The 26,998-nt window shown below is 72.0% G+C and carries 21 protein-coding genes; 6 read left to right on the forward strand and 15 right to left on the reverse strand.

Features of this window, described 5'->3' with window-relative positions; translation table 11 throughout:
- Nucleotides 1-48: 48 nt before the first annotated feature.
- The 10 genes from ACIA8K_RS36495 to ACIA8K_RS36540 form a co-directional block, all read right to left on the reverse strand.
- The gene (locus ACIA8K_RS36495) at nt 49-999 is read right to left on the reverse strand and encodes a helix-turn-helix domain-containing protein (RefSeq protein WP_396067868.1); all 951 of its coding nucleotides are present in this window, start codon (nt 997-999) and stop codon (nt 49-51) included.
- A gap of 23 nt (nt 1,000-1,022) precedes the next feature.
- Complete coding sequence (locus ACIA8K_RS36500; RefSeq protein WP_396067870.1) at nt 1,023-1,943, reverse strand: glycosyltransferase family 9 protein; 921 nt, start codon at nt 1,941-1,943, stop codon at nt 1,023-1,025.
- The gene (locus ACIA8K_RS36505) at nt 1,940-2,617 is read right to left on the reverse strand and encodes an SDR family oxidoreductase (RefSeq protein WP_396067872.1); all 678 of its coding nucleotides are present in this window, start codon (nt 2,615-2,617) and stop codon (nt 1,940-1,942) included. Before ACIA8K_RS36505 ends, ACIA8K_RS36500 begins: the two co-directional genes overlap by 4 nt.
- Nucleotides 2,618-2,623: 6 nt before the next feature.
- Nucleotides 2,624-4,168 (reverse strand): PfkB family carbohydrate kinase, encoded by a 1,545-nt coding sequence (locus ACIA8K_RS36510; protein ID WP_396067874.1) that lies wholly within the window; start codon nt 4,166-4,168, stop codon nt 2,624-2,626.
- Complete coding sequence (locus ACIA8K_RS36515) at nt 4,165-4,764, reverse strand: SIS domain-containing protein (protein ID WP_396067876.1); 600 nt, start codon at nt 4,762-4,764, stop codon at nt 4,165-4,167. Before ACIA8K_RS36515 ends, ACIA8K_RS36510 begins: the two co-directional genes overlap by 4 nt.
- A complete protein-coding gene (locus ACIA8K_RS36520) occupies nt 4,764-5,945 on the reverse strand; it encodes a glycosyltransferase (RefSeq protein WP_396067878.1) in 1,182 nt (393 codons plus the stop codon). Before ACIA8K_RS36520 ends, ACIA8K_RS36515 begins: the two co-directional genes overlap by 1 nt.
- Entirely contained in the window at nt 5,930-6,868 is a 939-nt protein-coding gene (locus ACIA8K_RS36525) for a glycosyltransferase (RefSeq protein ID WP_396067880.1), read from the reverse strand. Before ACIA8K_RS36525 ends, ACIA8K_RS36520 begins: the two co-directional genes overlap by 16 nt.
- Nucleotides 6,865-8,823: an HAD-IIIA family hydrolase gene (locus ACIA8K_RS36530; protein WP_396067978.1), complete on the reverse strand. Its 1,959-nt coding sequence runs from the start codon at nt 8,821-8,823 to the stop codon at nt 6,865-6,867. The genes ACIA8K_RS36525 and ACIA8K_RS36530 overlap by 4 nt, the downstream gene beginning before the upstream one ends.
- A gap of 119 nt (nt 8,824-8,942) precedes the next feature.
- The gene (locus tag ACIA8K_RS36535; RefSeq protein ID WP_396067882.1) at nt 8,943-9,953 is read right to left on the reverse strand and encodes a glycosyltransferase family 2 protein; all 1,011 of its coding nucleotides are present in this window, start codon (nt 9,951-9,953) and stop codon (nt 8,943-8,945) included.
- Between the two features lie 131 nt (nt 9,954-10,084).
- Nucleotides 10,085-11,722 (reverse strand): carbamoyltransferase, encoded by a 1,638-nt coding sequence (locus ACIA8K_RS36540; protein ID WP_396067884.1) that lies wholly within the window; start codon nt 11,720-11,722, stop codon nt 10,085-10,087.
- Between the two features lie 130 nt (nt 11,723-11,852).
- Here ACIA8K_RS36540 and ACIA8K_RS36545 point away from each other — a divergent pair, with 130 nt between their 5' ends.
- On the forward strand, nt 11,853-13,259 hold the full coding sequence (locus ACIA8K_RS36545; RefSeq protein ID WP_396067886.1) for an aldehyde dehydrogenase family protein: 1,407 nt from the start codon (nt 11,853-11,855) through the stop codon (nt 13,257-13,259).
- A 70-nt stretch (nt 13,260-13,329) separates the two neighbouring features.
- Here the strand turns inward: ACIA8K_RS36545 and ACIA8K_RS36550 are convergent, their stop codons facing one another.
- Nucleotides 13,330-14,322 carry a DNA topoisomerase IB gene (locus ACIA8K_RS36550; protein ID WP_396067888.1) on the reverse strand — a complete coding sequence of 331 codons (993 nt, stop codon included), beginning with the start codon at nt 14,320-14,322 and terminating at the stop codon, nt 13,330-13,332.
- A gap of 289 nt (nt 14,323-14,611) precedes the next feature.
- Between ACIA8K_RS36550 and ACIA8K_RS36555 the strand changes: the two genes are divergently transcribed.
- The 4 genes from ACIA8K_RS36555 (at nt 14,612) to ACIA8K_RS36570 (ending at nt 18,993) form a co-directional block, all read left to right on the forward strand.
- Complete coding sequence (locus tag ACIA8K_RS36555; protein ID WP_396067890.1) at nt 14,612-15,496, forward strand: hypothetical protein; 885 nt, start codon at nt 14,612-14,614, stop codon at nt 15,494-15,496.
- Between the two features lie 85 nt (nt 15,497-15,581).
- Entirely contained in the window at nt 15,582-17,090 is a 1,509-nt protein-coding gene (locus ACIA8K_RS36560; protein ID WP_396067892.1) for a sugar ABC transporter ATP-binding protein, read from the forward strand.
- Nucleotides 17,090-18,028: an ABC transporter permease gene (locus ACIA8K_RS36565; RefSeq protein ID WP_396067894.1), complete on the forward strand. Its 939-nt coding sequence runs from the start codon at nt 17,090-17,092 to the stop codon at nt 18,026-18,028. The genes ACIA8K_RS36560 and ACIA8K_RS36565 overlap by 1 nt, the downstream gene beginning before the upstream one ends.
- Before the next feature lie 14 nt (nt 18,029-18,042).
- A complete protein-coding gene (locus ACIA8K_RS36570) occupies nt 18,043-18,993 on the forward strand; it encodes an ABC transporter substrate-binding protein (protein WP_396067896.1) in 951 nt (316 codons plus the stop codon).
- A gap of 61 nt (nt 18,994-19,054) precedes the next feature.
- Here the strand turns inward: ACIA8K_RS36570 and ACIA8K_RS36575 are convergent, their stop codons facing one another.
- The 4 genes from ACIA8K_RS36575 to ACIA8K_RS36590 all read right to left on the reverse strand — a co-directional run bounded on the left by ACIA8K_RS36575 (nt 19,055) and on the right by ACIA8K_RS36590 (nt 25,221).
- Complete coding sequence (locus ACIA8K_RS36575) at nt 19,055-20,029, reverse strand: alpha/beta hydrolase (RefSeq protein ID WP_396067898.1); 975 nt, start codon at nt 20,027-20,029, stop codon at nt 19,055-19,057.
- A gap of 67 nt (nt 20,030-20,096) precedes the next feature.
- Nucleotides 20,097-21,122, reverse strand: a complete 1,026-nt coding sequence (locus ACIA8K_RS36580; RefSeq protein ID WP_396067900.1) for an alpha/beta hydrolase — start codon at nt 21,120-21,122, stop codon at nt 20,097-20,099.
- Between the two features lie 184 nt (nt 21,123-21,306).
- On the reverse strand, nt 21,307-22,854 hold the full coding sequence (locus ACIA8K_RS36585; RefSeq protein ID WP_396067902.1) for a diguanylate cyclase: 1,548 nt from the start codon (nt 22,852-22,854) through the stop codon (nt 21,307-21,309).
- A 111-nt stretch (nt 22,855-22,965) separates the two neighbouring features.
- Nucleotides 22,966-25,221: a M4 family metallopeptidase gene (locus ACIA8K_RS36590; protein WP_396067904.1), complete on the reverse strand. Its 2,256-nt coding sequence runs from the start codon at nt 25,219-25,221 to the stop codon at nt 22,966-22,968.
- A gap of 379 nt (nt 25,222-25,600) precedes the next feature.
- Between ACIA8K_RS36590 and ACIA8K_RS36595 the strand changes: the two genes are divergently transcribed.
- Nucleotides 25,601-26,992 carry a choice-of-anchor M domain-containing protein gene (locus tag ACIA8K_RS36595; RefSeq protein ID WP_396067906.1) on the forward strand — a complete coding sequence of 464 codons (1,392 nt, stop codon included), beginning with the start codon at nt 25,601-25,603 and terminating at the stop codon, nt 26,990-26,992.
- The last annotated feature ends 6 nt before the right edge of the window (nt 26,993-26,998 follow it).

Here is a 26,998-nt window from a genome sequence, read left to right on the forward strand (position 1 = left end):
AGAAAGATCCTGCGAAGGGGGTACGGCGTCCGCGCCGTACCCCCTTTCTCATGCGTGAAGCGTCGTCACCGGGGAGACGCCGTACGCGGCCCGGTACTGCCCCGCGAACCGTCCCGGATTCGCGAACCCCCAGCGCCGCGCGACCTCCCCGACCGTCACCCCGGCGCCCGCCGCGGTCAGCTCCAGGTGCACCCGCTCAAGCCGGATCCGCCGCAGGTGTTCGAGCGGCGTGCTGTCCAGGTGGCGGCGGAACGCGGCCTGCAGGCCCCGGGCACCGACACCCGCAGCACTGGCGATCTCCGCGACCGTGAGCGGCCGGGACGCGTTCTCCTCCATGTACGCGACCGCACGCCTGACCACCGCCATCGGCACCCGCCCCGGGCCCGGCCGGTAGGCGCCGGTCATCGTGGTGTTCGGGAAGACAGCGAGCGCGGACGTGGCGAACAGCCTGCGCAACTGCTCGACGAGAAGCGGGCTGAGGTCAACGCCGGGCGCGGTGAGCTGCCGGACCAGGTAGGTGGTGGTGTCCGCCCAGAAGCCGCGCATCTGCCGGGACACCGGCGTGCACGCCTCGAACCGCAGCCCGGGCAGCCCGGCCACGCCCTCGACGTAGGCGAGCGGCAGGTGCACCCACATCATCCGGGTGTTGCCGTACTCGCCGGCGGACGCCGCGCCCTCCGGGTAGAGCAGGCCGTCCTGGCTGCGCAGTTCCGTCTCGAAGCCGTCCACCTGCACACGCGCGACGCCGTCCGTGACGATGCCGCCGACCAGGTCGGTCATGGGCGGCACGTCCGACTCGTAGCGCACGCCGTCCAGCCGGACCCGGAACGCGCCGATCCCGCTGTAGTCCGTCGACCGGACCGCGAGATCGACAGTGCTCGGGGTCTCGAACCCGACCCGCGCCTTGTGCGCGATGATCCGGTTGATCGCATCGGCCACCACGTCGCGGTCCCGGGTGCGGACCTCCATGCGCCGCGGAGCGCTTGACCCATCCACCACGCAACCTCCCGTAGCGCACGGTACTACTTCTCTGACCAACCGTGAGAATGAGCCTCCGCAAGCACCTCCGGCACGGTGATCGCGAGCAGCGCCTGATGCACGCCCGGACCGGACGAATCGCCAGGTTCCGCCCGGACGCCGTGCCAGATCACCCGGTGCCGGGGGCGATCGGGCGGCGGCCCCCAGCGGCTCGGCGGCTGCGGGCCGAACAGCGTCACCGACGGCGTGCCGAACGCGGTGGCCAGGTGCGCGACGCCGGTATCGCCGCTGATCAGCAGCCGCGCGTGCGCGATCAGGCCGGCCAGCTCGTCAAGCCCGGTACTCGGCGCCGCGTCCGCACCGAGCCCGGCCTCGGCGGCGATGCGCACGGCGAGCTCGTGCTCGGCGGCCGATCCGGTCACGATCACCCGGTGACCCGCCGCGGCCAACTCCCGGGCGACCCGGGCATATCGATCCGGCGGCCAGCGCCGCGACTGTGACTTCGCCCCGGGGTGCACGATCGTCGCCCCGTGCGGCACGTCCACCGCCGGCACCCCAAGATCAAGATCCAGGTCATCTGTGGGTACGCCGTAGAAGCGCAGCATCCGGCCCCAGCGCTGCACCTCGTGCTGATCCTCCCGCCACTGCGGACCGTCCGTGAAGATCTCATTGGCATGGGCCCAGAGAGCTCCCGGGCGTACCGCCGAAAGCTTTTTATGGCTTTGAGGTCCTTTCCCGTGGAGGTTGACCGCGACTGTGACACCTGTCAGCGGCGGCAGCGGATCGTCCAGGCCGGCGCAGGGAACGATCCGGTCGACGCCGCCGATCAGCGCGATCAGCGGCGTCAGCCAGGCCGGCGCGGCCAGCGCGAGCTCGACGTCCGGAAACGCGGCCCGCAGCGCGCGCACCGCGGGCACCCCGGTGGCGAGATCCCCGACGCCGAGCGCGCGCAGCACAAGGATCACGGGTAGGAACTCTCCCGCTCGGCGGCGACGACCATCTCCCGGACAGCACTGCCCGGCGGCTGGCGCAGCGCGAACAGGATCGCGTCCGCCACGTGCGCCGGATCGTTGAGCACCGCGTCCGGGCCCGGCTTGTAGCGGTCGTCGCGCTCGTCGAAGAACCTGGTCCGCATGCCGCCCGGGATGATCAGCGTGACGCCGATCCGGCCGGCCAGCTCGGCCGCGAGCGCGCGGGTGAAGCCGACCACGCCGAACTTCGCCGCGCAGTACGCGGTGGCGTCCCCGACCGCCTTGATCCCGAGCGTGGACGAGACAGTGACCACGCCGCCGTGCGACAGCTCAAGCGCGGGCAGCGCGGCCCGGATCACCGCGGCCGTGGCAAGCAGGTCGACAGTGACGATCCGGTCCCAGACCTCACCCGGCACGTCCGCGAGCGCGCCCGGCACGTCGAAGCCGGCCGCGGTGACCACGCCGTCGACAGTGCCCGCCCTCTCGATCAGCTCCCGGGTGGCCGCCTCGGCCGCGCGCGTGTCGGCCAGGTCGCACTCGACCCACTCGACACCGTCCGCGGGCGGCTGCCTGTCGATGACGAGTGGGCGGCCCCCGGCCTTGCCGACCGCGGCGACGACGGCGGCGCCCAGGCCGCTCGAACCACCAGTGATGATGACAGCGTCCATGGCGTCCTATCCTCTCGAACCGGTACGGGCTGCGGCGATGGTCTCCGTGGTGGAGCGGCCGCTCAGGTAGGGCACGATCACGGCCCGGCCACCCCAGCGGCGGACGAGCGCGGCCTCGGGCAGGTCTTCGGTGGTGGAGTAGTCGCCGCCCTTGACCCAGACGTCCGGGCGGAGACGGGCGAGCGCCGCTTCGGGGGTCGGCTCGTCGAAGATCAGCACCGCGTCGACGCAGTCGAGCGCGGCGAGCATCTCCGCGCGGTCGTGCTGGGGGGTGAGCGGGCGGTCCGGGCCTTTGAGCGCGGCGACGCTGGCGTCGGAGTTGAGGCAGACGATGAGACAGTCGCCGAGGCGGCGGGCGGCGCGCAGGGTGGCCAGGTGACCTGTGTGCAGTAGATCGAAGCAGCCGCCTGTGGCGACGACCGTGCCATGGCGGGCGCGGATCCCGTCGGCGAGCGCGACCGGGTCGGCGGCGATCACATTCGGGTCGACATGAAGCCCGGCCGGGTCGGCATGAAGCGCGGCCGGGTCGGCGTAGATCGTGGCCGGCTCGGTGTAGGTCGCGGCCGGCTCGGTGTTGATCGCGGCCCGCCTCCCCACCGTCTCCGGCCTGCTCGTCGTTCGTGACGTAGCGGCCGTTGACGATCTGCCGGGGGCCGGTGCGGGCCTTCCGAACGCCCCCGAGGCGCCGCCCGCCGCGACGTAGGCCGAGGCCGCCCCGACCGCCGCCTCGACCGCCTCGGACACCAGCGCGCCCCCGGCCAGCGCCAACGCCGCCGTGGCCGCGAACCTGTCGCCCGCCCCGCAGGTGTCCCCGCCGGGCGTCTCCGGTGCGGGCACCACAAGCGGCGTGCTCCCGCCCTGGCACAGCACCGCGCCGGCCGCGCCCACGGTGACCGCGACCGCACCGGCCCACCACCGCTCCTTCAGGCGGAAGCCCGCACGCTCCGCATCAGCGAGCACCCGGCCGCTGCGCAGATGGCCGGCCATCGACTGCGCCTCCGCCGCGTTCGGCGTGGCGAGCCGGATGCCCGGGACCGGTGCCGGCCCGCGCGGATGCGGGTCCCAGACGATCGGCGCGCGCGCCGCCTCGAGCGCCTTCCGCAACTCGGGCTGCCGGGCCACGCCGCGCCCGTAGTCGGAGACCAGGATCGTCCCGGCCCGCGCGATCACCTCAAGCACCGCGTCCGGCACCGACGGCGGCACCGCGGTCTCGACACCGCGGTCCAGCCGCACCAGCACCTGCCCGGACGCGCGCAACCGGATCTTCTCCGCGGTCGGCACCGTGGACGGCATCGCGTACACCCTGATGCCGGCGCCGGTCAGCAACTCGACGAGGCGTTCCGCAGCCGGATCCGATGCCAGCGCCGTGACAAGCGCGATCTCGGACCCGGCACCAGCCGCGAGCAGCGCGGCCAGCCCGGCCCCGCCCGGCCGGTCCGTGCTTGTCTCCTCGTCGAGCACCGGAGCCGGCGCGTCAGGCGCGATCCGGCGCACGACGCCGTCCACGTCCCGGTCGAGGAGCGTGTCCCCCACGATCACCAGAAGGCTCATCGGGCCAGCGCCTCCTCGAGCCGGTCCGCCACCGCGGGCAGCGACAGATCCACGTACGAGCAGAGCAGGTGGACCGCGACCAGGTGCAGCTCCTGCACCACCTGCGAATCCGAGGACGGGCAGCCGAACGTCTCGTCGCAGGCCGCGGCGAGCGGATTCGGCTCCGCGCCGGTCATCGCCCAGCTGCGCACACCCTGCTCCCGGGCGGCCTGCGCGGCCGCGACCAGGTTCGGGCTGCGGCCGCTCGTGGACATCAGGATCAGCACGTCGCCCGGCCGCCCGTGGGCGTGCACCTGACGCGCGAAGACCTGCTCGAACCCGTAGTCGTTGCCGATCGCGGTGACCGCGGCCGAGTCCGGCGTGAGCGCGATCGCGGACAGCGGGCGCCGCTCGTCCCGCAGCCGCCCGACCAGCTCGGCCGCGAGATGCTGGGCCTCGGCCGCGCTGCCGCCGTTGCCCGCTACGAGCAGCCGCCCGCCGGTGCCGAGATGGTGGGCGAGCCGCTCCCCCCACCGCGGCAGCGTCGCCGCCGCGAGCGCGCGGAACCCGGGCAGCGCGGCCTGCAACCCCTGCAGGTGCGTGTCGATCGGTCCCATCAGGCGACTACCTCTCGCAGGTTCGCGGTCTCGGCGTAGACGTCCGCGATCCGGGACGCTATGGACGGCCAGCCGTAGACCCGGGTGGCCCGGTCGGTGGCGGCGGCCGCGTAGGAGGAGCGGCGGACGTCGTCGTACAACACCCGGCGCAGCGCCGCGACAAGTGCGTCCGGGCTGCGGGGCGGGACCAGCTCGCCCGTGACACCGTGCACCACCGTGTCGGTCAAGCCGCCGACAGCTGTCGCGACCACCGGCACGCCGCACGCCATGGCCTCAAGCGGGGTCAGGCCGAACGGTTCGTACCAGGGCGTCGCGGCCAGCACGTCCGCGGACCGGTACCAACGCGGCATCTCGGCTGGGGCGACCGCGCCGGTCAGCAGCACCCGCTCCGCCACGCCGTGCTCCCGGGCCAGGTCGCGCAGCTGCCGCGCGTGGGCGTTCCCGGGGCCGCCGACCACGCACAGCTCCGCGTCCGGCAGCCGGGGAAGCGCGCGGATCAGGTCCGCGTACCCCTTGCGCTCCACAAGCCGCCCGACAGTGAGGATCCGCCGCCGCCCGGTGCGCGGCGCTGCCGGGCCGTCCCCGGTGAACAGATCAAGATCCACGCCGGAGGGTACGAGCGACATCCGCTCCCCCGGCACGCCCATCTCCAGCAGCTCCCGCTCCTCGTCGCGGCACTGCACCACGATCCGGTCCACCACCCGGCCGAGCTGCCGCTCGTAGGAGGCCCGATGCGGCGGGCTGGTGTCGGCCGTACCCTGGTGGCGGCGTTTGACGGTGCCGAGCGCGTGATAGGTCTGCACCACCGGCGCGCCACAGGCCCGCGCCGCGGTGACGGCCGCCAGCCCGCTCATCCAGAAGTGCGCATGTGCCACGTCCGGCGCGTGGCCCGTCCGCCAGTCCGCGGCCATCCACTCCGCGAACGCCCCCATGTACGGCAGCAGCCCGTCCTTCGGCACCCCCGTGGGCGGCCCGGCCGGCACGTGCACCACGTCGAAGCTCTGCGCGGTCACCACCTCCGGAAGATCCGGCGCATCGCGTCTGGTGTAGACGCGTACGTCGTGGCCCAGGTCTCCAAGCGCCGAGGCGAGCGCGGCCACGTGCGTGTTCTGGCCGCCCGCGTCCACCCCGCCGAGCGCGGCCAGCGGACTGGCATGTTCGGAGATCATCGCGATGCGCATGAGGTGTCCTCCAGGAGTCGGTCCCAATCGGCAAGGAAACGGTCGAGGCCGTACCTGATCAGTGCGCTCCGCCGGGCGGCCTCCCCGAGAATCCGGCCCGCCTCCGGCTCGTCGATCAGCCACCGTGCGGCCTCGACAAGCGTGTCGACGCGCGTGGCGAGCACCCCCGCGTTCGGCGGCACCGCCGCGACCGCCTCGGTCGTCGCAAGCGCCACCACCGGCATGCCGATCTGCATCGCCTCGATCAGGCTCAGCCCGAGCGACGTCCACCGGCACAGATGCAGGTAGGCGCGGCGCCGCGCGATCTCCGCGTGCATCGCCGCCTGTGGTGGGTCGTCGTGCGTGGTCACCCCGTCCATCGACAGCCCCGCCACACCCATGCCGTAGACATCGAGCGGCGCGACAGGCGTGAACCGCGGGTACAGGTCGGCGCCCACCACCCGGTTGCGGCGCGCCGGCTCGTTCGTGACCACCGCGAGCCGCTCCAGCTCCCCGGTCCAGCGCACGGCCGGTGGCACCACCCCATGCTCGATCACCTGGGTACGGGTGGCCCCGGCGTCCCAGAACAGGTCGTTGAAGTGGGTGACGTGCACAAGCGTCAGGTCGTCGCGGTCCGCCATCGGATGCCGCGTCTCCGGGGCGTACCCCCGTGGCGTGTTGTGTTCGACGTAGACCCTCGGTGCTCTCCTCAGGTGTGCCACCAGGTCCAGCTCCGCCGGCCGCTGCAGCACGATGACGTCCACGTCGTCGTCGGTCAGCGCGCCCACCTCCACCTCCTCCACCGAGTCCGGCCAGGGGTACGTGCGCGCCCTCCCCCTCCCCCACTCGTCCCGCCCGGTGTTCACCGGGACCAGATAGCGGTGCTTCCCTTGGACGAACGCGGTGGCCCAGGACCCGTGCAGGTGCCAGAACAGGACGTTCACGCGACCATCTCCCTCGGTGAGCGTGTGACAAGGGCCCGCACCGCGGCCAGCACCTCAGCCGGTGCGACTGTGGACAGACAGGGGTGCCCGGCGATCGGGCAGCGGGCGGCACGGGACTCCCGGCAGGCGGCCGCCGCATCACCGAGCCGGACGTGCGGAACCCGGTACGGGCCCCACTGTCCATACGGCACCGTCGGCGCGAACAGGCTGACCACAGGCGTGCCGACAGCGGCCGCGAGATGCGCGGGGCCGGTGTTCGCCACGACCACGCCTGCGGCCCCGGCCAGCAGACGGGCCAGACCGGCGAGATCTGTGGAGTCGGCCAGGGTGGCGCCGTCCACTGCCACGGAGGCGGCTAGGTCGCGCTCGCCGGGGCCGCCGGTGACCCGCACGTCGTGGCCGTCCGCGACAAGGGCGGCGGTGATCGCCCGCATGGTCCCGGGCGGGCAGGCACGGGCCGGCACTGACGCTCCAGGGTGGACCACGATGTAGCTGCGCGCGGCCGATCCGGGGAAAGGTGTGTCCGTGGGGGCGGAATCGGCCGGGACCGTGGGCGCTAAGTCAGCCGACGCCATGGGCGTTGAGTCGGCCGGCACCATGGGCAAGGGACCCGGCCGATCGCCTGCGGCGGAGGGCGGCACGGTGACCCGGAGGCCGCCGTCGTCGCCCGGCGGGAGTCCGAAGCCGGCCGCCGCCGCGATCGACCGCGCCCGCTCCGGCTCCGGGACGCCTGCAGGGACGCCGCGGTGCCGCACGTCAAGCAGCGAGCCCGGGTAGTCCTCGCTGATCGCGGTGATCCGGGGGACGTCTGCCGCGCGGAGCAGCAGCGCCAGCGGCAGCGCGCTCTGGTGGAACGACGTGAAGATCACCGCCTGGTCCGCACCGATCGCGGCAAGCCTCGCGGTCAGGTCGGACACCAGCGCGGCGTCGACCGGCTGCGGCTCCGGGTCGATCCACGGCAGCCGGGCCTCGACGATCTCGTCCACGCCGGGCAGCAGCTCGGCCGCGGCACGACCGCGCGGGCCGCAGAGCAGCACGACCCGCTCCGCGTGCGCCGCGACCGCCCGGACGGCCGGGCCGGTGACCAGCACGTCGCCTGCCGAATCCGCGCGTACCACAAGGACTGTTCCGGTCTTGGGTGAAACGACCGGTGCGTCACCCGGCTCGACCGGCGCGTCGCCCGGAAAAACCGGCGCGACACCCGGAACGCCCGGCGCGACACCCGGAACGCCCGGCTCGGCCGGCGCACCGCGCGTCCCGGCCAACGCACCGCGCGTCCCGGCCAGCGCACCGCGCGTCCCGGTCGGCACGGCATGCGTCCCGGCCGGCGTGACGAGCGCCTCCGTCGGCGTCACAAGCGCGATGCGCTGCAGAATCAGCTCCGCGGCCGACTCGATATCGGCGACTACCGCGGGTGCGGCGGCGATCTCCGGTGCGAGCGTAACCTCGGTCGGGACCAGCACGCCTGCGGCACCCGCGGCCGCTGCGGCCTGCATGTCCCGGCCGATGTCGCCGACCACCACGCATCGCCGCGGGTCGGTGCCGAGCGCGGCGGCCGCGGCCTCGACCAGGCCCGGGGCGGGCTTGCGGCAGCGGCAGCCGGAGCGCTCGTCGTGCGGGCAGAACTGCCACGTGCCGAACGGCCCGAGCAGCTCATCGACCCGCGCGTTGACCGCGTCCAGCTGCGCGTGGGTAAACCGGCCCCGGGCCAGGCCGGACTGGTTCGTCACCACGCCGAGCCGCAGGCCGGCCGCGCGGAGCCGGTCCAGGGCGGCCCGCGCTCCCGGCATCGGGCGGACCAGCGCGGGATCACCGTTGTAGGGCACGTCCACCACGAGCGTGCCGTCCCGGTCGAACAGCACGGCGTCGTAGAGAACTGTCGCCGGGCCACCGGCAGGCGAAACCTCGTTCGCGGCTGCCGGGCCGCCGCCCCCGGCCTCCCCACCTGCGACCATCAAACTGCCGCCCGGTACACCCCCGGCCACCACACCCCCGGCCACCACACCCCCGGCCACCGCACCCCCGGCCGACGCGCCCCGGGCCCCCGCACCCCTGGCCGACGCGCCCCCGGTGCTCACCGCCTCGCCTCCAGCGGGCGGGCGCCGCGCCAGCGGATCCACCCGCGCAGCCACCAGCCGACCGCGAGCGGCGGGATGACCGCGCTTGTCACCGTCATGGTGGCGATTTCGCCTGCGGTCCGTGGCCCGGGTGCGATCCGGGCTGCGGCGAACTCCGCGGTCCCGGCCGCCCACGCCACACCCGCGATCGCGGCTACCACCGGCCGGCGCGCGGCGGCCGCCGTCAATGCGAGCGCACCGGCCGCGGTCACCAGTGCGTGCCGCGCCCGCCGCCCGGCCGGAACCTCCAATTTGGACCGCCAGGCCTGACCGTAGAGCCGTCGTAGCAGCGCGTCGTCCGCGTTGCCGCGCTGCGAACGGACGCTCACCCACCGGTCCACAGCCCGCACCGGATGCGTGACCGATCGCGCACCCCGGGCCAGTTCCCAGCCCGCCGCCCGCACCCGAAACGCCAGCTCCGCATCCTCCCGGAACGCGCGCGGCAGCCGTTCGTCGAAACCCCCGCAGACCTCCAGAGCCCTTCGCCGGTACGCCATGTCCGCGGTGATCCACGCGCCGTCGGCGAGCGCGGCGGTGACCCGCTCCCAGTCGGTGGGCCGGCGGCCGTCCGGCAGCGGCACCCGTAGCCGGCCCTGGATCCCGCCGACCCGGTCCGGCGCGGCGGCCAGGTCCGCGGCGAGCGCGTCGAGCCAGCCCGGGTCCGGGATCACGTCGTCGTCGAGGAACGCCACCCAGTCATGGCGTGCGGCCCGCCACCCCATGTTGCGGGCGGCGGCAGGTCCCTCCGCCCGGCCGGTCAGCACCTTCACGTCGACGCCGCCGGGCAGCGGCAGCTCCGCCGACCGGTTCCGCCTGTCGTCGACCACCAGGATCTCGACAGGTGTCCTCCGGCATCCGGCGCGAAGGGCCGCGGCGCTCTCCGCGGAGGCGGCCGTTCCAACGACCGGCGCACCTCCCGCGAGCACAGGCGCACCTCCCGCGAGCACGGACGCGCCTCCAGCGAGCACGGACGCACCTCCAGCGAGCACAGGCGCACCTCCAGCGAGCACGGACGCACCTCCCGCAGTCACGGTGAGTGCTCCAAGCACGCCCCGCAGGCTTTCCCGCCCAAGCGTCGGGACGACGATCGACACTCCGGTCATCGCGCCGCCCCGAACGCCTCGCCCCGGTGCACCGCGAACGGCCCCATCGCCAGCAGGTCCACCGGCGCGGAGCCGAACAGCTCCATCGCCTCGCGCGGCGTGTCCACCATCGGCCGGCCCGCCGTGTTCAGCGACGTGTTGACCACCACCGGCAGCCCGGTCAGTCTGTCGAACTCCGCAAGCATCGCCGCGACAAGCGGCGAGTCCTCCGCATCCACGGTCTGCACGCGCGCCGTCCCGTCCACGTGGGTGACCGCCGGGATCCGGTCCCGCCACTCCGGCCGGACCGTGTGCACGAAGAGCATGTACGGGCTCGGGAACACCCCTTCGAAGATCTCCGCGAACCGTTCCGCCCGGACCATCGGCGCGATCGGCCGGAACTGCTCGCGCCCCTTCACGTCGTTCATCCGCGTCTGCGTGTCCCGGTCGCCCGGATGCGCGAGCAGCGAACGGTGTCCGAGGGCGCGCGGCCCGTACTCGCTGCGCCCCTGGTACCAGGCGACGATCCCGTTCCCGGCCAGCACCCGCGCGGCCTCGGCGGCGATCGACTCCGGCCGGCTGTGGGGCAGTCCGGCCCGCCGCAGCTCCGCCTCCAACTCCTCGTCGCTCCAGCCGCGCCCCAGATCCGCGCCCGTGAACGGCGCCACCGGCCCGGACCCGCGGGCGATCGTGAGCGCGGCGCCGAGCGCGGTCCCGGAGTCCCCGGCGGCCGGCTGGACCCACACGCGGTCGAACGGTCCTTCCGCCGCCAGTCGCGCGTTCGCCACGCAGTTGAGCGCGGTCCCGCCGGCCATCGTCAGCGTGCCCGGCCCACCGGCCGCGTCGTACGTCCACCGGGCCAGGTCGAGAAGCACCTCCTCAAGCCGCGCCTGCACGCTCGCGGCCAGGTCCGCGTGCTCGTCGGTGAGCCGGCCGGTGAAGGGCTTCGCGAGCGCGCCCCAGTCGATCCGCTCGACGGTGAAGCCGCCGTCGTCGGTGGCCCGCACCAGCTCGCGGAGCAGCCCGAGGTGCCGGGGCGTCCCGTACGAGGCGAGCGCCATCACCTTGTACTCGTCGCTTGAGTGCAGGAATCCGAGGTGCCGGGTCAGGTCTTCGTAGAGCAGGCCGAGTGAGTGCGGCAGCCGCTGTGCCGCGAGCGTGGTCAGCGCACCGTCCCGGTACACGCCGGCCAGATGGCTCGCGGACTCGCCGCGACCGTCGAGCACGAGCACCGCGCTGTCCTCCGGCACGGCAAGTCCTGCCGAGGCCGCGTGCGCGACGTGGTGCGGCACGAACCGCACCCGGTCGGGGTCGAGCCCGGGCAGCGCCGCCGCGAGGAACTGCGGCGCCCGTCGCGCGTAGTCGACGCGCAGGTGGTCCCACGGATCGTTGAGTCCCAGGCCTGCCGCATCCTCGGTCAGCGCCGGGTCGAACGAGTACGCCACCGCGTCGACCTCGTCCGGTCGCAGGCCCGCGCTCGCCAGGCACCAGGCGGCGGACAGCTCCGGCAGCTCCCAGGCGGAGAACGGCACCGGTCGCTTGCCGTGCTTGCGCCGGCTGAACCGTTCCTCCTCCGCGGCGGCGACAACGCGGCCGTCGACGATCAGTGCGGCGGACGGATCATGGAAGATCGCATTGATGCCCAGGACTCGCATGGGGAGCCGCGTTCCCTACAAGTCGCGGTGTATTCGCAAGATCAGTGACTTCTCCAAAATTCCTTCGACCAGTACTGATAGTGCCAAAACGTGCCCGTTTACGTCCGTTGCACAAGGGAAAGCGAACGCGGTGAATGTCGTCTCGCAGCTCATCGGCGGTAACTGGAGTGAGGGCGCCTCCGGTCGTACCGTGACCGTTTTTGATCCTTCTTCAGGGGAGCCGGTGAGCACCGTGCCGGTCTCGGCCGACACCGACGTGACCGAAGCCGTGCGCGCGGCCCGCAACGCGGCGCCGGGCTGGGCCGCCACCGCTCCCGCGGCCCGGGCCACCGCCCTGCGCGCCGCCGCCGACTCGGTCGAACGCGCCACCGGCGAGCTGGCAGCGCTTATGCACGCGGAGATGGGCAAGCCCGAGGCCGAGGCCGCGGACTCGATCGCCGCCGGCATCGGCACGCTCCGCCAGTACGCGGAACTCGGCCCGGTGCACCGTGGGCGCACGCTTGCCGGCGACGAACCGGCGATCGACCTGATGGCCTACGTCCCACGCGGCGTCGTCGCCGTGATCACCCCGTGGAACGATCCGGTCGCGGTCGCCTGCGGCCTGCTCGGCGCCGCGCTTGTCACAGGCAACACGGTCGTGCACAAGCCGAGCGAACGCACCCCCGCCACCGGTCACCGCCTGGTCGCGCTGCTCGCCCCGCACTTCCCCGACGCCGTCCTCTCCCTGGTCAGCGGCGACGCCCCGGTCGGTGCCGCGCTCGCCGCCGCCGACGTGGACGTGGTCGCACACGTCGGCTCGACCGCCACCGGCCGCGCGATCGCCGCCGCCTGCGCCCGCACCGGCGCGAAACCGCTGCTCGAGAACGGCGGCAGCGACCCGCTGATCATCGACGCCGGCGTGGACCCGGGGTGGGCCGCCGCGCAGGCCGCCACCGGCGCGTTCGCCAACTCCGGCCAGATCTGCGTAGCCGTCGAACGCATCTATGCCCACCGCGACATCGCCGGCGCGTTCCTTGCCGCGCTGACCGCCGAGGCCGCCACCTGGGCCACCCGGATCGGCCCCCTGGTCGACACCCGCCTCCGCGACGCCGTCCACGGCCAGGTCGCCGCCGCCGTGACCGCCGGCGCCCAGCCGCTCGCCGGCGCCACAGTCCCGGACGGCCCCGGCGCGTTCTACCCACCCACGGTGCTTGCCGACTGCACCGACGACATGCCCATCATGCGGGACGAGACCTTCGGCCCGGTAGCCCCCGTGCTGACAGTCGACTCCTTCGACGAGGCCCTCAAGCGCGCCGCGGACTCCCCCTACGGCCTGGCCGCCACAGTCCTCACCCCGTCCATGAGCCACGCGCAGCGGGCCTGGCGCACCCTCCCCACCGGCACCGTCAAGATCAACGCCGTCTTCGGTGGCGCCCCCGGCGGAGCGGCCCACCCACGCCGGGCCAGCGGCCACGGCTTCGGCTACGGCCCCGAACTCCTCGACGAGTTCACCGCCACCAAAGCCGTCCACATCGAGGCCCCGCCGAACGGCTGGTGAGATCCTTACGTCCCCAGCAGCCCGTTCACTGCATCAAATACCGGCCACCACGGGAGCGGACGATCGGCTGTCAGGGTTTCTGGAGGAGTTCGCGCACCTCGCGTTCACTGCCGGTGACGAACTCGCCGCCCTTCTCGTAGTGCTCGACCACACGCGGGTCGACGTAGGAGGCGCGGGCCACCGCGGGCGTATTGCCGAGCGCCGCCGCGACCTGCTTCATCGCCCGCGCCACCACCCGGCGGCGCTTCGCCGGGGTCGGGCGGGGACCCTCGGCGGCAAGCGCGGCCGCGGCGGAGACCGTGCCGTGCCAGGTGCGGAAGTCCTTTGCGGTCATCCGGCGGTGGCTGATCTCGCGCAGGTAGGAGTTGATCGAGTCGGCGGAGATCTCGGCCCATCGGCGGGCGGCGGGGTCCCAGTAGGCGAGCAGTCGTTCGGCGCCGTGGCGGCGTTTCTTGAGGCCTTGGAGGACCGCCCCGACCAGGGCATCCTCGATGGTGATGCAGTGCTCGACGCCGGATTTGCCGGTGAAGCAGAGCGTGGCGACGCCGCCGTGGATGGAGAGGTGGTCGGCGCGGAGCGTGGAGAGGCCGAACGACGGGTCCTCACTGCGGGTCGCGTAGACCTCGCCGCCGACCCGGAACAGGCCGAGGTCGAGCATGCGCACGCTCGCCGCGAGCACCCGGTCGCGGGTGAGGCCACGGCCGGTCAGGTCGCGGCGGACGCGGGCGCGCATGGACGGCAGGTGCCGGGCGGCGTCGAGCACCCGGTCGAACTTCTTCACGTCCCGCGCGGTCCGCCAGTCGTCGTGGTAGCGGTACTGCTTGCGCCCGGCATCGTCGACGCCTGTGGCCTGCACGTGGCCGCGCGCGTCCGCCGAGATCCACACGTTCCGCCAGGCCGGCGGGATGGCAAGCGAACGGATCCGGCGCAGCGTGTCCGCGTCCGTGATCACCCGGCCGTGCGCGTCCCGGTAGCTGAAGCCGCTGCCGTGGCGACGGCGGCTGAGCCCGGGACCGTCCACCCTGCTGCGGCGGAGACGGCCTCGGCCGCCCTGTGTGGTCATGGGCACGGATTTACCCGATTTCACAACGTTAACCACCCATTTTCTCCCCTGCCTGACCGGCAACAACAGCAAGAGCCGGATCACTTTCCCGCTTCCGCGGTGGCCCGGCCCGCACGCTCCCGCGGGCCAACCTCCGGCGGCCCGAAGACTCCGCTGGCGCTCCGCTTCGGGCCGCCGTTCGGAGCCGGTTCCGCGGGGCCGGGGCCGAGCCGCGATCTCCGCCGCCGGTCACCTCCGCGGAGCGGAAACGGCGCGTACGGGGGTGCCCACCGCCCGCTAGGCTCCGGGCGTGATCAGCAATTACCGCACGCCGGAGTTCGACAGATTCGGGCCGTGGATCGACGAGGTCCGCACGGTCGAGGACGTGCCCCGCCTGTACCGCGGCGCGGGCCTGGACCCGGCGGCGTACCGGCTGATGCTGAAGATCCCCCGGGACATCGAGCGGCGGAACGCCACGGCGGACATGGACCTCTACGACCACCTGCTCGCGGTGGACGAGGAGAGCTTCGTGGTGCTGAGCCGGCGCGACCACACCTACGACGCGATACGCCTGCCGCTCGACCGGATCGCGGCGGTGCAGGACAGCACGCACCTGCTTGACGGGTGCCTGACCGTGTTCACGATCGACGGCGGCGCGGTGAGCGTGCACTACAACGGCTCCGCCGACGGGCCGGTCCTCGATCTGGTCCGGCTGCTCCGGCGGGGATACCTGCCGGAGGGCCCGGCCGCGGGCCCCGGCCCCCACCCGTACCCACCGCGTCTTGATCTTGGTCGTCAGGAGGCCGGGCTGGTGACCGACTTCGAGCGGATCATGGCCCGGGAACCGCGCATGCGCCTGCTCAACGTGGGCGGCCGGCAGGTGGTCACGCCGGTCTCGCCGGTCGAGCGGCTCTACCGCGCGGTCCGGCCGGTGACGCTGCTGGCCTCGATCACCGTCACCGACGACCGGGAGCTCCTGTTCCTCCACCACCGCGCCGCGTTCTCGCCGGGTGGCGACGATCTCTCGCTTGCGCGCACGGTGCTGCCCCGGGCCAGGATCAGCGCGGTGTACGCCACCCCGGACACCCGGTACCTCGGCGTGCACGTGGTGACAGTGCAGGCCGGCGCGGCCCGTTTCGACTTCCCCTCGACGGCGGGCCCGGCAACCGAAGCCCTGCTCACCCGGACCGCCTGAGCGGGGACGCACGAAACATCGGGTCGATCGCGGTGGGCCTCCGAGGGTGAGCGACATCGAAGCATTGACATAGCTCAAAGGTCAGATGTCTGATGACTTCATGCCGATGAGCCCCACCCGCCTGCTCGAGGCCGACGGCGTGAGCAAGGGCTTCCCCGGCGTGCAGGCGTTGCAGGACATGCACCTCGACCTGCGGCACAACGAGGTGCTTGCGCTTGTCGGCGAGAACGGCGCCGGCAAGTCCACCCTGATGAAGCTGCTGACCGGCGCGCTCCGCCCGGACGCCGGGCACTTCCGGCTGGACGGCGCGGTGCTCGATCCCCGGCACTCACGGGAGATCAGCATCGTGCACCAGGAGTTCAACCTGATGCCGGACCTGACCGTCGCGCAGAACGTCTTCATCGGGCGCGAACCTCGTACCCTCGGCCTGTTCGTCGATGAGCGGACACTCAACCTGCGCACCGCCGAGCTGCTGGACCGTCTCGGCCTGCCGCTGGAGCCGACGGCGCTTGTCGGCGGCCTGACCGTGGCCCGCCAGCAGATGGTGGAGATCGCCAAGGCGCTGTCCCGCGAGGCACGCGTGCTGATCATGGACGAGCCGACCGCCGCGCTCAACGACGCCGAGGTGGAGGTGCTGCACGGCCTGATCCGGCGGTTCACCGGGCCGCGTACCGGCGTCATCTACATCTCGCACCGGCTGGAGGAGCTGAAACGCGTCTCCGACCGGATCACGGTGATCCGCGACGGCCGTTTCGCCGGCACTGTCGCGACCGCGGAGGCCGAGCTGCCGCAGATCATCTCGATGATGGTCGGCCGCGAGCTGACGGTGGACGCGGCACCGGCCGGCGTGCGCGCGACGCGGCCGACGATCATGCGGGTCGACGGGTTGACGACGAAACACCTGTTGAGGGACGTCAGCTTCGAGGTGCGCGAGGGCGAGATCCTCGGCATCGCCGGCCTGATGGGCGCGGGCCGCACCGAGCTGGCCCGCGCGATCGTCGGCGCCGACCCGATCACCGCAGGCACGGTAAGCGTGCGTGGCCGGGCCGTGCGGATCCGCAATCCCGCGCAGGCCGCCGCGCTGCGGATCGGCTACCTCTCCGAGGACCGCAAGCAGTTCGGGCTGCTGCTCGACCAGTCCGTGGCCGCGAACATCGCGCTCTCCGCGCTGAGCGGCACGCTGTCCCGGGCGGGGTTCGTCGACGACGGCGCGGTCCGCGACACGGCGGAGAACCAGATCAAGACCCTGAAGATCAGGACTCCGGGGGTACGCCAGGAGGCGCGCAACCTCTCCGGCGGCAATCAGCAGAAGGTCGTCATCGCCCGCTGGCTGGCCGCCGACTGCGACCTGCTGATCGTCGACGAGCCCACCCGCGGCATCGACGTCGGCGCGAAGGAGGAGATCTACCAGCTGCTCAACGAGCTGGCCGCGCAGGGCAGGTCGATCGTCATGATCAGCTCCGAGCTGCCGGAGATCCTGCGGATGGCGCACCGCGTGCTGGTGATGAGCGGCGGCCGGATCAGCGGGGAGCTGTCCGCGGCCGAGGTCACCCAGGAACGGATCATGCGTCTGGCCACCGAGCGGAGTACTTGATGATCGCCCGTCTTCAGCAGCTGCTCGCGTTCGCCGGCCTGATCGTCATCTCGATCTGCTTCGTGATCGCCACGCCGATGTTCGGCACCTACGGCAACGTCGTGAACATCCTGTTCTCCACTGTGGTGATCGGCCTGCTCGCGCTCGGCACCACGTTCGTGATCGTGACCGGCGGCATCGACCTGTCGATCGGCACCGGCATGGCGTTGTGCGCGGTCATGTCCGGCACGTTCGTGGTCACCTGGGGTCTGCCGTGGCCGCTCGGCGTGCTGCTCGCGGTGCTGTTCGGCGGCCTGATCGGTGTCGTCAACGGTGTCAACACCGCGCGGCTGGGGCTGCCGCCGTTCATCGCCACGCTTGCCACCATGCTCGTCGCGCAGGGGCTTGCGCTCGTGGTCTCGGAGAGCACGCCGATCTACTTCAACGACTCCCCCGGCTACCTGCTGCTCTCCACCGGCACGCTCATCCCGGACTTTCCGAACGCGGTGCTTGTACTGATCGCCGCCACCGCGGTCGCGGCCGTGCTGCTGCGCCGCAGCGTGCTGGGCCGGTACGCGTTCGCGATGGGAAGCAACGAGGAGGCCACCGCGCTCTCCGGCATCGACGTGACGCGCTGGAAGATCGCGGTCTACACGCTTGCCGGCCTGTTCACCGGCCTGGCCGGGGTGATGATCTCCGCCCGGCTCGGCTCCGCGCAACCCGCCACCGGCGCCGGCTACGAGCTGCAGGCGATCGCCGCCGTGGTGATCGGCGGCACCTCGCTCTCCGGCGGCAAGGGCTCGATCGTCGGCACCGTGATCGGCGCGCTGATCATCTCGGTGCTCAACAACGGCCTGCAACTGCTGTCCATCCCGCAGGAGTGGCAGAACGTCATCCTCGGCATCGTCATCCTCGTCGCCGTCTACGCCGACATGGCACGGCGGCGGACGGCCCTCTGAGTAGGAGTGGTCCCATGCGCAGACGTCAGCTTCTGATCGGTGGACTGGCCGTGGCCGGGCTCGCCGCGTGCAACCGCGGTGCCGGTGCCGGTGCCGACAAGCCCTACATCGCGATCGTCTCCAAGGGCTTCCAGCACCAGTTCTGGCAGGCCGTGAAGAAGGGCGCGGAGCAGGAGGCGCTGTCGTCGGACGCCACGATCAGCTTCGAGGGACCGGCCACCGAGAAGGAGGTCGAGGCGCAGATCACCATGCTCACCAACGCGATCGCGAAGAAGCCGGACGCGATCGGTTTCGCCGCGCTCGACTCCAGGGCCGCGGAGGGCCTGTTGCAGCAGGCGAAGGCGCAGAACATCCCGGTGATCGCGTTCGACTCCGGGGTGGACTCGCAGGTGCCGCTCACCACCGCCGCCACCGACAACCTGGCCGCCGCCGGCGAGGCCGCGAAGCGCATGTCCGCGCTGATCGGCGGCTCCGGGCAGGTGGCGCTCGTGGTGCACGACCAGACCAGCCTGACCGGCCAGCAGCGGCGCGACGGCTTCACCGGCTGGATGTCCGCCAATGCGCCCGGCATCCAGCTGCTTCCGGTCCAGTACGGCGACGGCGACCAGGCGAAGTCCGCGGACATCACCAAGTCGATCCTCCGGGCGAATCCGGGCGTCAAGGGCATCTACGGCGCGAACGAGGGCTCCGCGATCGGCGTGGTCCGAGGCGTGCAGGAGTCCGGCACGTCAGGCGTCACGGTGATCGGCTTCGACTCCGGCCGCGCGCAGCTGGACGCGATCCGGTCCGGCGTGATGGCCGGCGCGATCACGCAGAACCCGGTCGGCATGGGTGCGGAGCTGGTCAAGGCCGCGATGAAGGCGATCCGCGGCGAGGCCCTGGAGAAGACCGTCGACACCGGCTACTTCTGGTACGACAAGACGAACATCGACTCGGCCGAGATCAAGGCCGTGCTCTACCAGTGACGGTGGCGACGCGGAACGCGCCTGGGCGGCCGTGCACGTGGCCGGCGTCATGTGGCCGCGGTCAGTCGGCGGAGCCCTGGTAGAGCCGCAGGTAGCGCGGGTACAGGTCGGTCTTGGCCGCGCCGATGTCGCCCGGGTCGACCGCGTCGTGCCCGACGCCGAGGTCCGCCGGGATCTCGTGGGTCAGCAGGTTCAGCCCGCGCGCGTCCGCGATGTCGAGCGGCACCGAGACGGCCCGCGCCAGGTCGATGTCACCGTCGTTCGGGCTGGTGACGACCGCGATCGAGGCCAGGTTCCCGCCGGTACGGCCGGTGTCGATCGTCTCGGCGAGGCGCAGGTACTGGCTGAGCGCGTAGAAGGACAGGTTCGCGCCGTTCACGTGGTCCGGCACGAGGTGGAATCCGAACAGGACGGTGAACGGCTTCACGATGATCGACGGCGCCTGCGCGGCGGCCGGGCGGTAGAACGGCGAGATGGCGAGCAGGTGCCGCACGTCGTCCGGGCGGTCCGCGGTGATCCTGGTGGCGAGCACGCCGCCGCCGGACAGCCCGATCACGCCGGTGTCACCGCTGCCGAGCGCCTGGGTCACGTCGAGCGCGCCGGAGGCGTACTCGATCAGCTCCTCTGCACGCAGCGACGGCAGCGCGCTCCGGTCCGGGAAGCCGTGCGCGGGCGCCAGCGGCACGTAGACGTTGTAGCCCTTGTCGAAGAAGAGCTGGGCCAGCTCGCCGAACTGGGCCGGGCAGGCGGTGAAGCCGTGAAGCATCAGCACTGACGCCGCGGCCGGCTTCCCGTCGTGGATCAGCGACCGGGAGCGGCACTCGGGCCGTAGCGCCGGGTCGGCCTGCTCCCTCGCCTCGGCCGCGACGATCCGGGCCTGCGCCTCCGCGAAGCTCAGGCGCTGTGCTGCGGGGTGCAGGCCGTCGCCGTCCAGCGGCCAGGCGAACAGCGCGATCACCACCACCAGGAGGACGGCGATGATCGCGGCCACCGTGATTCCGACCGGCCGCAGGACGCGTATGACGGTGTTGCTCATGTGACGGGCCCCCGATGGTGAAAGGTTGATCCACCATGGATACGTCCGCGGGCCCGCAGGGTTCAACCTATCCGCAGTTGATCACCGCACGCGGCGCCGGGGCACGGCGTACCGTGTGGTCGATCCAGTCGATCGCGGTCACCGTGGCCTGCCACGACGCACGGTGGTAGAGGATTGTGTGACCGGTGTCGCGCACGACCGTGGCGGACAGCGGCGTCCGCGGGAACAGCGCCCGTTCCCGCCGGCACAGCTCGGCCGGGGTGGCACAGGAGATGCCGGTCAGCGCGTTGCAGAACAACGCGTCGTTCGTGCCCATCTGCAGCAGCACGGGCCGTCGGATGCCGCTTGTGTAGGCAGGGTCGGACAGGTTCTTCAGCGAGGCCAGTTCGCCTGTGGTGCCGGTGACCTTCATCCGCTCGTCCACGTCGACCATGCGGTCTGTCGTCCCGGGCCGGTACAGGTAGGCCTGGCGGCGGAAGTCCGGCATCGTGGTGAGGTAGCCGTCCGGCACGTGCGCGAACCGGGGATCAGCGCCGGCCGGGTAGAGGTGGGCGCGGATCATCAGCTGGGTGGGCACGTCCGCCGCGTGCATGAAGCCGGTGAGCACGAACGCGTCCACGTCGTCGAACCGGTACGCCTCCGCCGCCCAGACCAGCGAGCCGTAGGAGTGCCCGACCCCGACGACGGTACGGAACCGGTGCTCCCCGCGCAGCCGCTGCACCAGCTGGTGCGCGACGTACGCCTCGGTGTCCGCGGTGACCTGATCGGCTGGCGGGCGATCGCTCTCGCCGACTCCTATTCGGTCCACATAGAGCACCGCGTGCCCGGCGCGGATCGCCTCCTGCGCATAACCGGTATTGATCCAGTAATGGTGATCGTAGGTGAATCCGGACATGAGCACCTGCACCACTGACGACGCCCTCCGGGGCTTGCACAGCCAGGTCGCCAGCCGATAACGTGGCGCGTCGCGGCCATCGGTCAAGGTCACTGTGACCAGGCGCCGCGTGCACTGGCCGGGGTGGGCGGAGGCCGGCGAGATCGCGGCCAGGCCGGCGGTCGCCGCCACGGCGACCAGCGCGACAATGCGCGTCATAGTTCGATAAATGAGTGCCATCATGTGGCTCATAATCACCGGGAATGTTGAGTGAGACTGTCTCATTCCGTTCTCATTCAGCCTCCCGGCATACCAAGTCGCTAAATAGACATCCATCGTCGGCACGTAAGGATGATCTATCGCCTCTTGTGGGGTCATTCCCCTGGTGACGCGGCCGGTCCGTTCAGGCCACAACCCGATTCCGGCCGCTTCGTTTGGCGGCGTAGAGGCGCCGGTCCGCGTCCGCGAGCAGCGCGGCCATGCCTGACCCACCGGACGAGGCGGTGGCCACGCCGATGCTCGTGGTGACCGGCAGGATCCCGGTCAGCGGCGCCCACGCGTGGGTGCGCACCCGTCGGCGCAGCCGCTCTGCCCGGCGCAACGCCTCGTCCGCCGCGGTCTCCGGCATGATGAGCAGGAACTCCTCGCCGCCGAGCCGGGCTGCGATGCCACCCTGCTCCGCCGCCTCCTGGAGCAGGATCGCGACCTGCTGCAGCACTGTGTCGCCGGTGGCGTGGGAGAGCGTGTCGTTGATCCGCTTGAAGTGGTCCAGGTCGACGATCGCGATGGACAGCGGGCCACGGCCCGCGGCGGACTCGGTGAGCAGGACCGGGAGCCGCTCGTCCACGTACCGCCGGTTGTAGAGGCCGGTCAGCGCGTCCCGGTGGGCCATCTCGCGGAAGCGCTCGGAGGCGCGCCGGGCCTCGTCCGCCTCGAACAGCGCCTGCAACGCGAACGCGCGGGCCTGCTGGCGCTCGCGGTAGAGCGCTGTCGACTCCGCGTGGAAGACCCGGTGCTCCTCGTAGGCCTCCCGGTAGCGTCCGGTCGCGGCGTGCAGCGCGGCCTGCTCCTGCCGGGCCTGGGCGCGCAGGCCCACGTGCCCGGCCGAGTCGCAGAGCACGACCGCGCGGTCCAGCGCCACCTGCGCGTCCTCGTGCCGGCCGGCCAGGCGGCGCGCCTCGGCGAGCGTGAGCAGACACTCCACGATGCCGTCGCCGTCGTGGTCGGGAAGCGTGCCGGTGAGCGCGCCGTCAAGCGTCCGCTCGACCGCGTCGTAGCGGCCGCCCATCATCTCGACGCGCGCGACGGTGTCGCACTCCTTGGCGGCCAGCGGATGGGCGAAGCGCGCGCTGGCCTGGCGCATCAGTTCGGTGAGCGCGATCGCCTCGGACTCGTCCTGCGACTCGTACGCGTTGTACGCCATGTTGTTGAGCACCCGCAGCGTGAGCGCGTGATCCTCAATCTGCGCCGCGATCTCCAGGATGACCCGGTAGTGCCGGTCGCTGTCGTCGAAGCGCCCGTTGTCGTCGAGCGAGACGGCAAGCATCATCAGGTGCTGCGCGCGGGTGCCGGGCGGCGCGTCCTCCAACTCGGACGCGCACTGCACCGCGTGCGCGAGCGCGTCGGAGAACTCGCCGACCAGCCGGTGGAAGAGCGCCAGCTCGCGGTGGGCGCGGGCGCGCAGGTAGGGGCGGTCGTGCTGTTCGGCCCAGGCGAGGACCTGCTGGGCCATCCTGCCGCCCTCGGCGAGGCGGCCCTCGCGGAGCAGCACATCCGCGTGGAGCAGGACGGCGCGGCGGGCGGAGTCCTCGTCGCCGAGCTCCTCGGCGATGCGGCGGGCCTCGATGACCGGGCCGAGGATCGCGCGGGGGTCACCTGCGGAGCGGCCCTCGTGCAGATCGAGGACGGCGGCGAGCGCGTCGGCCCGGCGTTCTTCCGTCCCTATGGTCACGCGGGCCCGCCTTCTTGCGACAACTGACGCTCAGTTATTGCAAGATTACAACAAGTGTTCACATAGCGGCCGGTAACCCATGTCGGGTCACCGGCCGCTATAGCGTGATTTCTAGAGAGAAAGAGCCCAGCGGTTGAGCGTGCCGACGTCACCGGCGGCCGCGTCCTGCACCCGGAGCTTCCAGGTGCCGTTCGCGGTCTCCGAGGAGAGGTTCACCGCGAACGTCTGCTTGAGGTCGTCTGCGCTGCCACCGGTCCGGCTGTGCAGCAGGTAGGTGCTCCCGTCCTCCGCCACGAGCGTGACCACCAGGTCGCCGCGCCAGGTATGCGTGATGTCGACCGTGACCTGCGAGATCGTGGACGGTGTCGCCGCGCATCCGCTGATCGTGATCGGGCTTTCGATCGTGGTGTTGTCCGAGATCACCCGGTCCGTCTCGTTCGCACCGGAGCAGCCCGGCGCGCCGTTGACGGTCAGGCTCAGCGACGCGGTCCGCGACACCGAGGGCGACGTGCCGACAAGCGTGATCGGGTACGTCCCGCTGCCCGCCGCACTCGACACCGAGACCGTCACCTCGACCGACTCACCGGCCGTGACGGACGGCGCGGAGAACGCGACTGTGACGCCGGCCGGCAGCGCACCGGTGGAGAAGACGACCTCCTCCGGCTCACCCGCGATCACAGTCGTGGAGAACGTGGTGGTGGCCGAGGTGTCCGCGTCGAGCGTCACCGCGGCCGGGTTCAGCGCGACCGAGAAGTTGTTCGCCACACAGTTGTCCCCGTCCGTGCCGGCGACGTTCACCGAGGTCCAGGCCGCCTGCACGGCCTTGTACTCGGCGCCGCACAGGCCGTAGAGGTCGGACGTCGCAGCCAGCGTGTACGCCCGCGCCGTGTTCGACGGCGTCGTGGTGTTCACGTACGACGTGTTCGACACGAAGTAGCTGTCGAGCGCGCGGAACCAGATCTTCTCCGCCTTGTCCCGCCCGATGCCGGTCACCGCCGGCGCCGTGCCACAGAGCGGGGACGTGCCGTACGGCGTGGCGCCGCTGCCCTCGGCCAGGTTAAAGAAGAAGTGGTTCGCCACACCTGACGAGTAGTGCACGTCGATGCTGCGGGTGCTCGACGACCAGCAGCCGTGCGAGCTGCCGTCAAGCGTCGGGTTGTACATGTACCGCAGCGGCGTGCCGTTCCCGCGGATGTCGATCATCTCGCCGATGTCGTAGTCGCCCGGGTCGCCCGGCGCGTTCGCGAAGAACTCCACCATGTTGCCGAAGATGTCGCTCGTCGCCTCGTTCAGGCCACCGGACTCGCCCGCGTAGGTCAGGTCGCCGGGCACCACGTTCTCGGTGACGCCGTGCGACATCTCATGGCCGGCCACGTCGAGCGACACCAGCGGGCGCGCGTTGCCCGAGCCGTCGCCGTAGGTCATCTGCGCGCCGTCCCAGCCCGCGTTCGCGTAGTTGTTGCCGTAGTGCACCCGCGACGGCACGCCCCGGCCGTCGCCGAAGATGCCGTTCCGGCCGTGTACGTCGAGGAAGTACTCGAACGTGAGCGACGCGCCGATGTGCGCGTCGACCGCGGCGGACTGCCGGTTCGCGTTCGTGCCGTTACCCCAGACGTTGTCCGCGTCAGTGAACGTGGTGCACGTACCCCCGGTGGTGTTGTTCATGTCGCAGGTGCGGCCGTTGCCGTGATCCGGGTCGATCAGGCTGTACGACGTGCCCGACTGCGTGGTCTCGATCGGGACCTGGCCGGAGTAGATGCCGTGGCCCTCACCGGTAATGGTCTTGAACTCGTCGAACTCCCGGATCACCGCGCCGGTCCGCGCATCGGTGATCACGTGCAGCTTCGACGGCGTCTGCCCGTCCGCGCCCATGCCGGTCAGCACGGTCTCCCAGGCGAGCCGGCCCACCCCGTCACTCGCGTCGACGAACAGCTCCGGCGCCCCGGCCTCGGAGATCTTCCCGCTGAACTCGCCGGTCGCGGTCTCCTTGGCCCCGCTCGACGTCACGGTGGGCTTGGTACCGAGCGTGAGCGGCGCGCCGAGCCCGGCCGAGCTGCTCGCGTAGTCGCCGCGCGCGTCCGTCCGGATGATCACATCGCCGCCGGCGACCCGCAGCCCGTCGTAGGTCCGGGTGTAGCGGACCACCGCGCCGCCGCCGCGGTCCTTCTTGCTGCTGAACACGGCGAACCGGTCCTTTGCCGAGCCCTTGACCGCGGCCGAGTGCGCGGTGAGCGCGGCATTCGCGTCCGCGACGAGCGCGGACGACTCGGGTGCGGGTTGCGGCGCGGCCGACGCGCTGGTGCCGACGACCGCGAGACCGCTGCCGACCAGCACCGTGATGCCGGCCAACGCGAGAGAAGATCTCAAGCTTTGCCTCCCCAGGCCAGGATGCATCGCATCCATCGATGAAACTGATCATCTAGGGCGGCCGGGAGGATCGGAACACGCTCTCACAACATTTATTCATACCGATCGCGTCATATCATCCGAGATCAGCTGATTGACCGGCCCCGACGACAACGACACGACGGGTTACCCGGCGGCACAACGGTTCCAGTTCACGGTTACGCCGTTCACCGCGTCGCCACCGCAGGCCGGGCCACCGGTGCCGCTCCCGCACAGCTCGCCGGGCGAGGACGCCCGCACCGAAGCTCGATCGACACCCGGCCGCGCGCCGTGCTACCTTCCGCATGCCTCTTAATGGGAACGGTTTTCAGTTTCATGAAAGCCAGGGAAGGTAGGTCCGATGAGACGACGCGCGACAGCGCTGAAGGCTGCGCTGCTGCTCCTCTGCGGGCTGGCGGCGCCCGCGCACGCGGCCGGGGCGGTGGTCCTGTCGCAGGGCCACACCGACGCGATCGACATCCGCTACACGAACGGCGCACTCCAGCTGCGCGTCAACGACGACACCGTCAGCCCCGCGGTCTCCCGCGCGGTCGAGGACGTCACGTTCCAGGTGCTGCCCGGCGCGCGCACCGAGGTCCCCGGCCTGGACGCGTTCGCGTTCCTGGGCGCGCCCGGCACTCCGATCTGGATGCTTCCGCAGGTCCAGGACCCGGCCCTGCTCTGGCCGGGATGGAACACCACGGCGCTCGCCTCCGGCACGTTCCGCGACGACTCGATCCGGCTCAGCCTGGTCGGCGTGGACGGTCCCGGTGCGGTCACGGTCTTCGACACCAGCTCGCTCGGCGCGCCGTCCGTCCGCTTCCGCACCGCGGACGGCCTGCCCGACCACCTCGACGTACCGGTCCACACGCACGCGCACGCCAGCTGGGTGTTCGGCGCGACCGGCCACTACACGCTCACCTGGCGGGCGGACGCCGTACTCACTGACGGCACCGCGGTCTCCACCGGCCCGATCGACTACCGCTTCCTTGTCGGCGACGCCCGGTCCCTGGCCGTCACCGGACTCGCCGAGTCCTATCCGGCCGGTCAGACCGTGACGCTCCAGGCGGTCCAGACGCCGCAGGGCCCGTCCACCGACTACCGCTGGTACAGCCGCCGCCCCGGCACGGACGCGTTCACCGAGCTTCCGGGCGAGACCGGCGCCGCCTACCGCTTCACCGCGACCAGGGCACTCGGCAACACTGAATACCAGGTCAGACTCGCGGACGGCACGACGAGCGCCCCGGTCACGCTTCACGTCACCGACGACCAGGGCAGCGGGGGTACGCAGAAGAGCGTCACCGCCTCGATCGACGCCACGGCCGGCGCGCTGGTGATCAGCGTGCTGCCGGCGGACCGCGCGGTAGTGCTCCCGCCGGCCGCGCTCTCTCCCGCGGGTGACCGCTGGGAGACCGGCGGCGCGCTCCGCCCGGTCACTGTCACCGACACCCGCGCCGGCACCCCCGGCTGGAGCGTGTCCGGCCAGGTCTCCGGCGGTTTCCGGACCGCGGACGGCGCGTCGTTCGGCGGCGAACACCTGGGCTGGACCCCGTCGCTCACCTCCCAGGGCGCGCAGCAGGGCGCGGTGGCCGGGCCTGTCGCCTCCGGGCTGGCCTCAGGCGCGCTGCTCGCCTCCGCTCCGGCCGGCGCCGGCCGAGGCACCGCGAAGCTCGACGCCCAGCTGCGGCTGAGCGTGCCCACCGAGACCGCGGCCGGCACCTACACCGGCACGCTCACGCTCACCGCCATCTGATCCTTC

This window comes from Catenuloplanes sp. NPDC051500 (assembly GCF_044454585.1).
Classification (GTDB): Bacteria; Actinomycetota; Actinomycetes; order Mycobacteriales; family Micromonosporaceae; genus Catenuloplanes.

Coding starts and splice junctions, on each gene's coding strand:
- ACIA8K_RS36540 (WP_396067884.1), bottom strand. CDS start 11,722: ATGCGAGTCCTGGGCATCAATGCGATCTTCCATGATCCGTCCGCCGCA.
- ACIA8K_RS36505 (WP_396067872.1), bottom strand. CDS start 2,617: ATGGACGCTGTCATCATCACTGGTGGTTCGAGCGGCCTGGGCGCCGCC.
- ACIA8K_RS36575 (WP_396067898.1), bottom strand. CDS start 20,029: ATGAGCAACACCGTCATACGCGTCCTGCGGCCGGTCGGAATCACGGTG.
- ACIA8K_RS36580 (WP_396067900.1), bottom strand. CDS start 21,122: ATGACGCGCATTGTCGCGCTGGTCGCCGTGGCGGCGACCGCCGGCCTG.
- ACIA8K_RS36595 (WP_396067906.1), top strand. CDS start 25,601: ATGAGACGACGCGCGACAGCGCTGAAGGCTGCGCTGCTGCTCCTCTGC.
- ACIA8K_RS36550 (WP_396067888.1), bottom strand. CDS start 14,322: ATGACCACACAGGGCGGCCGAGGCCGTCTCCGCCGCAGCAGGGTGGAC.
- ACIA8K_RS36515 (WP_396067876.1), bottom strand. CDS start 4,764: ATGGGACCGATCGACACGCACCTGCAGGGGTTGCAGGCCGCGCTGCCC.
- ACIA8K_RS36565 (WP_396067894.1), top strand. CDS start 17,090: ATGATCGCCCGTCTTCAGCAGCTGCTCGCGTTCGCCGGCCTGATCGTC.
- ACIA8K_RS36560 (WP_396067892.1), top strand. CDS start 15,582: ATGTCTGATGACTTCATGCCGATGAGCCCCACCCGCCTGCTCGAGGCC.
- ACIA8K_RS36530 (WP_396067978.1), bottom strand. CDS start 8,823: ATGGTCGCAGGTGGGGAGGCCGGGGGCGGCGGCCCGGCAGCCGCGAAC.
- ACIA8K_RS36570 (WP_396067896.1), top strand. CDS start 18,043: ATGCGCAGACGTCAGCTTCTGATCGGTGGACTGGCCGTGGCCGGGCTC.
- ACIA8K_RS36510 (WP_396067874.1), bottom strand. CDS start 4,168: ATGAGCCTTCTGGTGATCGTGGGGGACACGCTCCTCGACCGGGACGTG.
- ACIA8K_RS36520 (WP_396067878.1), bottom strand. CDS start 5,945: ATGCGCATCGCGATGATCTCCGAACATGCCAGTCCGCTGGCCGCGCTC.